Below are 6,867 nucleotides of genomic sequence, written 5' to 3'. Positions count from 1 at the left end.
TGGAACAAGTTTACAAAAAAATCTCCGCCGCGTACAGCAGAGATTTTGGGCGTTTATAAGATACCTGAATAGTTACGAATATATATTACCTGTCCGACAATGGGAATTAAGGAAAGACAAAATTTTTTTCCTCCGGATCCTGATAAATTAGTAGACTATCTTACTACCCGGGATGAGGCGAACTTTGAAGCGGTTTTATATCAAGCAAGACACTTTTGGGATGTATTACAACGCATGGAACCACATGAACGAACAATTATTTACCAAATATTTCTCAATAGTTGCCCTGCCGAGCTTCCTGATAATGTTCATATCAGCCTTGATTATTTAAGGCGAATTACAAAGCATCCAGAAGCTGAACTAAAGGAGGTTTTAGGGGCGCTTAAATCCCTTGGCTTCTTTTGTAGCTTGAGAGAAGACGATGAAAACCCAGAATTTTTTGGTAAGAGTAACATGTTAGTTCTAGAGTGGCATTGCTTTTTAATAAATGCTCCTGATAATGCAATAGATGTGGCAAATGCAATTATACACGGGGCAATCGATGGGTATTGTGAATTTCATGCTATGAAAGCACTTGAAAATTTGAATTTTGGGCAATTGTCTACCGCGACTACTGTTGAAGATGAACATCTTGGTGAAGAATAAAGAATAAATGGATTAAAGATTATTTTTGTATCTTGATCCATCACAGCCCCACACGCTCCACCAAGCCAAACTAAAGGAGAATGTTCACCATAGCGTTCTCCTTTGCCGCCTACTGCATTAATCTCCCATTTTCTCCTTCGCTTCCATTTGCCTATATGCTTCTCCAAGCCCAATGGCCTCATAGAAATCACGCATTATATCATCTATGCGCCTTGAAACAATATCGTGCTGTTCCTCTGGTATGAACTCCAACATACAGGTAATGATAGCTTGCTCAATCGCGGCTTCACGTATCTTAATCTCTTCCAGCCCATAAAGTGTATGTCCGCCCATAGCTCCATTGAAGAGCTTGTGCTTGACCTCAATGGCCTTGATGGCTGTGGCTGGGCCATCATGTCCCTCACATTCCACACCCTTCGTAGAAATTCGAAATACATTAATTTTCTAATTTTCAAGCGTTTTTTCGTCTAAAATAAATCCAATTATGGGGTTTAATATCAGGTAATATATTGTTCGAATCCTATTTAAAGTAAAGATTCTGCATAAAAATAAAAATCCTTTGAATAAATAAACAAGGGTGCGGAATGAGAGATGTCCAGAGTAGTTGGTGAGCGAATAAGGGCAATCAGAAAGGCCAAGGGGGGAGGATGGAAGTCATACCAAGATGATCCGAACGCAGCATTAAACCTATGACGATAACAATAAACCACTCGAAGGTGGCCGTTCTGGAAAAGCAGGGACGAAACGAACGCAATACGGAATCGATGAATTTCAGCATGGGTATAGTCAATCGTTAAGAAATCGGGTACACTATTTGCTGTAACCCTTTCAGCGATTGGATCTCCTTTTTGGTGTGGGAACCTTTAGGATATCATCTTTCGCCTGATTGGGTTATTTTTCTACGAGAACTTTTCACTGTCCAGAAAGCATAAGAGTTACAAAGAAACAATAAAGGGCTCGTATTGGTATAACCCAAAAGAGCCCTTGTACTCACAAAACTTATTTATTGTATTGCAATCCCAATCTTCAACAACATGTCTATGTCATAACTGCTGACTTGAGGGCTCCCCTACAGATAAAGGATCAGTCTTCGAGTGCAATCAAATCTTCTGAATCATTTTTAGCATTTATAATACTTTCTTCGATAATAACTTTAATTTCTTGTAATAAATCGTCGGTAGTTACATCGTATCTAATTGTAGGTTCTGGTATTGTTTGTTCAAATATATTTCTAATTTGTGAGGCTCTCTGGGTGGTGGAACCATCCCGTTTAAAAGCATATGCAGTCAACCATTGAGCGTGGTGGTCAATTTTCAGCCGTTCAATAACTAGATTATTTATTTTGCTCGATACATGACCCATAACCTTATTAATCATGAGTTGTTTCTCATCTTCAGAAGGTAAGGGGTTATTTCTCCATTCTTTTGGTGAGCTTAAAAATATATTTAGTCTTTGTATTAAGTAACTTGCTAAATCATCGGCGGGTTTTAGGTCATCATATCTGGTTACACCAGGCCAGTTTGCAAAACGATTTGTTAGAGCTTTAATCCTACTCCAATGTTGTTTTGGAAACTGAGACGTTTTAATACCAAGGAGACTAAGCCATTTTTGCATGAATATACTTGTGGTTTCGCTAATTACCAATATTAAGCGATCATATTCATAAGATGGGATAGGGATTAATCCCTTAGGTATATGCGGTTTTGCTACTGCTAAACATGTTTTTATTAACTTTTGCATTTCTTCGATTAATTCGTTTGGTGGGTTCTTTAAGTCGTTAGTATTACTTAAAAATATTGCTTTCTCAGACAAGCTATCTTTTAATTGACGAACCACTTTGGGGTTCATATTGTGAGTGTCAAGTAATGAATCAATAGCGCTATTCTGAATTGATAATACATGATCACGTCGATCTTCTTCATCTAATAAATTAGGTCCATTCACATCTTCGAACCTCGTATAAGTAACTATCAATTTGTCTTGATGTCCACGAAAAGTTGTATCATGAATAATTACCTTCGGAATATCCAACATTGGTTGAACAGAATTATCAACCAAGAGAATTACATCAATCTTGTTGAACTTCTCAGCAACGTCTATTGGTAAGCTTGTTGTAATACTGGAATCATGGCCGACGCCTTCTCCATCTACAAGAACCAATTTTGGAACAGTATCGTTTTTCCACCAATGTGGTCTAAATGGCCCAATTATCCTGAGACCATTCACTACTGGTGCAAGTAATTGTCCGAAGCGATTACCATCATTTCCGGCGAAAAAACGCATTAAATGCAATATTTCATTTTTATTGTTGGAATCATGTGTCCAATAGATGGGCCACCCTCTTGTATCCCGGATCATTTTTCCAGTATTATGCATCAGGTTGAATCTAAACTTAATCAATGAAAGGATGTGAGAAACAAGATCGTGGAATGTATCGGTATCTTCTCTTATCCAATCTTCATAAAGCAATTCTATTACTTTGTCAATGTCATCATCGGCTGGAGGGCAAGCATCTATAGCTTCAGTTGCTAAAAACTTTACTTTATCAATTATATAGATCATATCATCAAACAGTTGGCTTTTATCAGGATAAGGGAAGTCTAAACTTTCGCTTTCAACTATTTTACTTTGTTTTATAGTCGAATTATACTGGCCTAAAATGTAACTTAACCGAAAACGTTGTTCTGGGTGAGTAAGAAGAGCTTTTGCAATCTTCTTATCGTCATCACCGGAAACTGCCCGTTTAAAAGCTTCAATAACACATTCCTCAATAAGTCTGATTGTCTGAGCCTGACTTAAAAAAGTTACAATACAATTAGTTGTAGTTGAATCGCTAAATATAATTTCAGTATCACAAATGGTAGTTCTACTTGAAGATATTGCAGGAAAACTAACTTCGTTAGGGTCTGTTCCAATTAGTTGTCGAAGTATAGTTGTTTTACCAGCACCTGTGGTTCCCAGAAGCATTACTTTTGTGTATTCTTTTTCAGGTAGCTTATGATACTCCTCACGTATATTCCAGGGATTGTGGGAAGTATCTTCTTCCATTTGGTCGTAGAATATATTAATAGTTTTTTGATTATATAGTTCTTTTGCTCTGCGAATTTCTGTAACAGACCAATAAGTTTCGTCTTGAAGTATTGTATTGAGTTCTTCGACAATTATTTTAGCTTCTTCCTCATTAATGCCCAATCCACGTCTTATCTTTCTACCAAGATTAGCATCACGTCGATCCCTTAGGATGGGGTGTCTAAATTCAACTGCCCAGCTATTGGTACTTCCTTTCGTTAACCTTGCCGAATATTTCATTTTCTTCCCTCCAAACAATTTCAAATACACAACATGGAACAATGATAAAAAAGGGGGGGCAGAAGCTAAACAAATCAAACAGAGGGGGATTGCCCCTCTGTTTATAGACCAAGAAAGATTCGAAAAGCATGAATAATTACCAATGCCATGACTGTGGCCCAAAATCCTTTAGAGGTTAAATAGCGTAGAGCTCGATTCGTAACCCTACGTATAAAGCTGAACTTCATATCCTTTGACTGTGACATAAATCATTACCCCTTCTTGATTTTCCTACACTGTTTCAGTTGCTTTGGATTGACATTGGAACAGTGTGGAACAATGTTCCAGTTGCGTTTAAAATGATATTAACACAGCGCGGAACAATGTTCAAGGGTTAGGTATGAATTCTTTTATCCGTTATAGCGTGTAAGGTGAACCCTACCATAAGTGACGGCGAAAAATTTTGCCTTAACTGCTCAAGGGTGCGATAAGAATTATGTGATCGATCCGTTCACCATACAATTTCGGAGCTCTTCCGGACAAAGGAAAAGCTCCTTCCGCCATGTTGTTGTCAGCGGAAGGAGCTACGCTTAAAAAATGCTTCTCGGCCTCCTCATTGAAGGTGAACTCTACGATGCCCACGCACTTCCTGTTGTCCAGTGTGATTCTCATCAATCAATTTGGGAGTCGCCCGCCGTCCTACCTGCACCAACTGATGCGGGTGGTGGTGGAGCAGATGTATCGGGCGAGCGATTTGATTAATTGGGGGAACAGTGCGATAAGTGAGAGAATCCCTTTTTATATTACTGAAAGTAGGTCTTTCAAATGTATGCTTATGATTTTAACGGAGAAATTGTAGTCAATACAGAATCGCAGGTAGTTGAGTTTATTCGAAATCGTCCAGCATTTAATGCCAATCAGTTTATTTTTACCTTTGAAGAAAGTGGTATCCCTCAATTATGTGCTTTTGTTCGGGATGATTATTGTGTGTTGTATTTTTTAGATTCTGAACAAAAGGGGAATTTTGCTTCTCACGGTGATGACAATATTAGGGACGAAACGATTACCTTTTACGAAAATGTTCACGGCGCAGAAGTAGTTTTAGCAAGTACAATGGTTATTACAGTCAAACAAATGAATGATGCGTGCACAGAATTTTTCAAGACGAAAACTCGTCCAACATGTATTAAATGGATCGAATTGTAGTTTGTTAGTATATCGCTTTGACGTTGTAGGATGGGAGGGCCGGTCCCATTCAGTATCCTTTACCACGGGAAAGATAGCTGAATAACAAGTAGGATGTTTAGTAAGGCAGGTTTGTGCCAGCTATCCTCGTTTTTTTCTTAAGAGAGTCGATCATGTATACCCATCCGATCAGTCCACATAAAACAAAACCAAACGCATGCAGTAATCCGAAAATCGGAATGAAATCGTGTATGGTTAAGGAAAACGTGTTTTTCAGTAACGGATAGCAAATGGAAACAACGACAATCGTGTAAAAGGCAATGCAAGAAAGGACTAAAAAGAAGGTTGGCGTATTGCGTAAAGAGCCTTTTCTCAAGTAAGCAAGCAGATAGGTGGTGTAAATCGCAATATTACAGGCGAATAAGGTGACGCCAATATATTCAGTCGGCTTAGAGAAAATAATACCGACAGCGATCAGAATGGGTCCGATGATATCGATGGCAACGATCCAAGGATACCAGCTTTTCTTCGTCATGATCCGTCCCAGTACACCGATAAAAATCGGAACGATTGCAGATGAGAAATGGAAGTGGACCGAACTTAGAGCGTGCGTTGCGGGATTAACTTGGAAGAGATCAAATTGATATTGATATAGGGCGAACCAAATGCCTCCAATAAAAAAGTAAACGAGCCCCGCGCCAATCGCTATTTCCTCAACTCTTCCCTTGTGATTCACAATAATGATGAGACCATAGATGCAGAGCAGCAATGTGAACAGCAACCACCCTAGGGAGAGGGCCCCTGGTATTGCCGTGCCTCCCAATCCCCACGTCTTGCTGCTCATTACAGAGGCTAAGGCAAGAAGCGCAGCGGGAAATTGAAGCAGCTTCATAGCAGCATAAATGATCCTTTGATGTTTATTTTTTTCATCGTCATAGCTTAAAAGTAAAATAACAAGAGGTACAATGACGAAAGTCGCAAACATGAGAAATTTTTCGACAAGATTAAATTGGAAGTAATCTAGATAAAAGATAAGGATCGTTATGATTCCACCGGGAATCGTCGGTACGATCAAAGGTTTCATCACTTGTCTCCAAGAAGCCATTTATGGATATTCCTTTCTATCGGTGATTAGCAGAATACCTGCCTACATTCGTTTGTGAAACTTGACAATTTATAGATAGGTGGTTCCTATTAGTAGTTTAACACATTTTGCGAGGGTTATTGTTCAAGCGCATAGACTTCATATTAGACATAGAGAGCTGAGAATACGAAAATAAAAGCAATCATTAGTACCAGATATATGAGTGATGGTATGTTATGGAATCAACGAGGGCAACCGTTATGTACATAATTATGCGGCATTACAATTATCCAGAAAACCTTCGCGTTGGACAACAGGGTGCTGTGAATTCAAAACACATTACTACATTCTCCATGATGTAGACAATCATTCGGGATACGAACTAAAGATACTAAGAGCATAATTAACAAATATATACCATCTCAAAGAACCCACAACTAAGATTTTCGCTTCGATTTCTAATTTTGAACAGGCAATTGGTATAGGGGATGTTTATGATGAATTATTTTCGCCTTTATTAAATGTTGAGGCAGCAGCCACATTGGAACAAGTATAAAAATTTTTTTCGTTTCAGTTTATTACCTTTGTAAAGTGAGCGTCAAATACTCACCACCTTTCAAGAACCTCAAGCTCATGAGAAAATGAAGGTATCTTGAACGGGAGGT

Annotated in this window: 5 protein-coding genes; 2 read left to right on the top strand and 3 right to left on the bottom strand. The window is 38.6% G+C overall.

Translation table 11 applies throughout. From position 1 onward, the window contains the following. Nucleotides 1-99: 99 nt before the first annotated feature. Nucleotides 100-645: a hypothetical protein gene (locus tag NLX71_RS25725; RefSeq protein ID WP_254366629.1), complete on the top strand. Its 546-nt coding sequence runs from the start codon at nucleotides 100-102 to the stop codon at nucleotides 643-645. A gap of 117 nt (nucleotides 646-762) precedes the next feature. On the opposite strand, the gene NLX71_RS25720 is transcribed toward NLX71_RS25725, so the two are convergent. After that, nucleotides 763-1,056 (bottom strand): hypothetical protein, encoded by a 294-nt coding sequence (locus NLX71_RS25720; protein ID WP_254366628.1) that lies wholly within the window; start codon nucleotides 1,054-1,056, stop codon nucleotides 763-765. Between the two features lie 672 nt (nucleotides 1,057-1,728). Beyond that, nucleotides 1,729-3,954: a hypothetical protein gene (locus NLX71_RS25715; protein ID WP_254366627.1), complete on the bottom strand. Its 2,226-nt coding sequence runs from the start codon at nucleotides 3,952-3,954 to the stop codon at nucleotides 1,729-1,731. An 804-nt stretch (nucleotides 3,955-4,758) separates the two neighbouring features. Here NLX71_RS25715 and NLX71_RS25710 point away from each other — a divergent pair. Beyond that, nucleotides 4,759-5,139 carry an Imm1 family immunity protein gene (locus tag NLX71_RS25710; protein ID WP_254366626.1) on the top strand — a complete coding sequence of 127 codons (381 nt, stop codon included), beginning with the start codon at nucleotides 4,759-4,761 and terminating at the stop codon, nucleotides 5,137-5,139. Between the two features lie 97 nt (nucleotides 5,140-5,236). Here the strand turns inward: NLX71_RS25710 and NLX71_RS25705 are convergent, their stop codons facing one another. Beyond that, nucleotides 5,237-6,202 (bottom strand): YndJ family transporter, encoded by a 966-nt coding sequence (locus NLX71_RS25705; protein WP_254366625.1) that lies wholly within the window; start codon nucleotides 6,200-6,202, stop codon nucleotides 5,237-5,239. Nucleotides 6,203-6,867 lie beyond the last annotated feature (665 nt).

It is taken from the genome of Paenibacillus sp. MZ04-78.2 (genome assembly GCF_024213375.1).
In the GTDB taxonomy this organism is placed as follows: domain Bacteria; phylum Bacillota; class Bacilli; order Paenibacillales; family NBRC-103111; genus Paenibacillus_G.
Note: the sequence above shows the minus strand (reverse complement) of the source record. Positions and strands in the feature narration are given on the sequence as shown.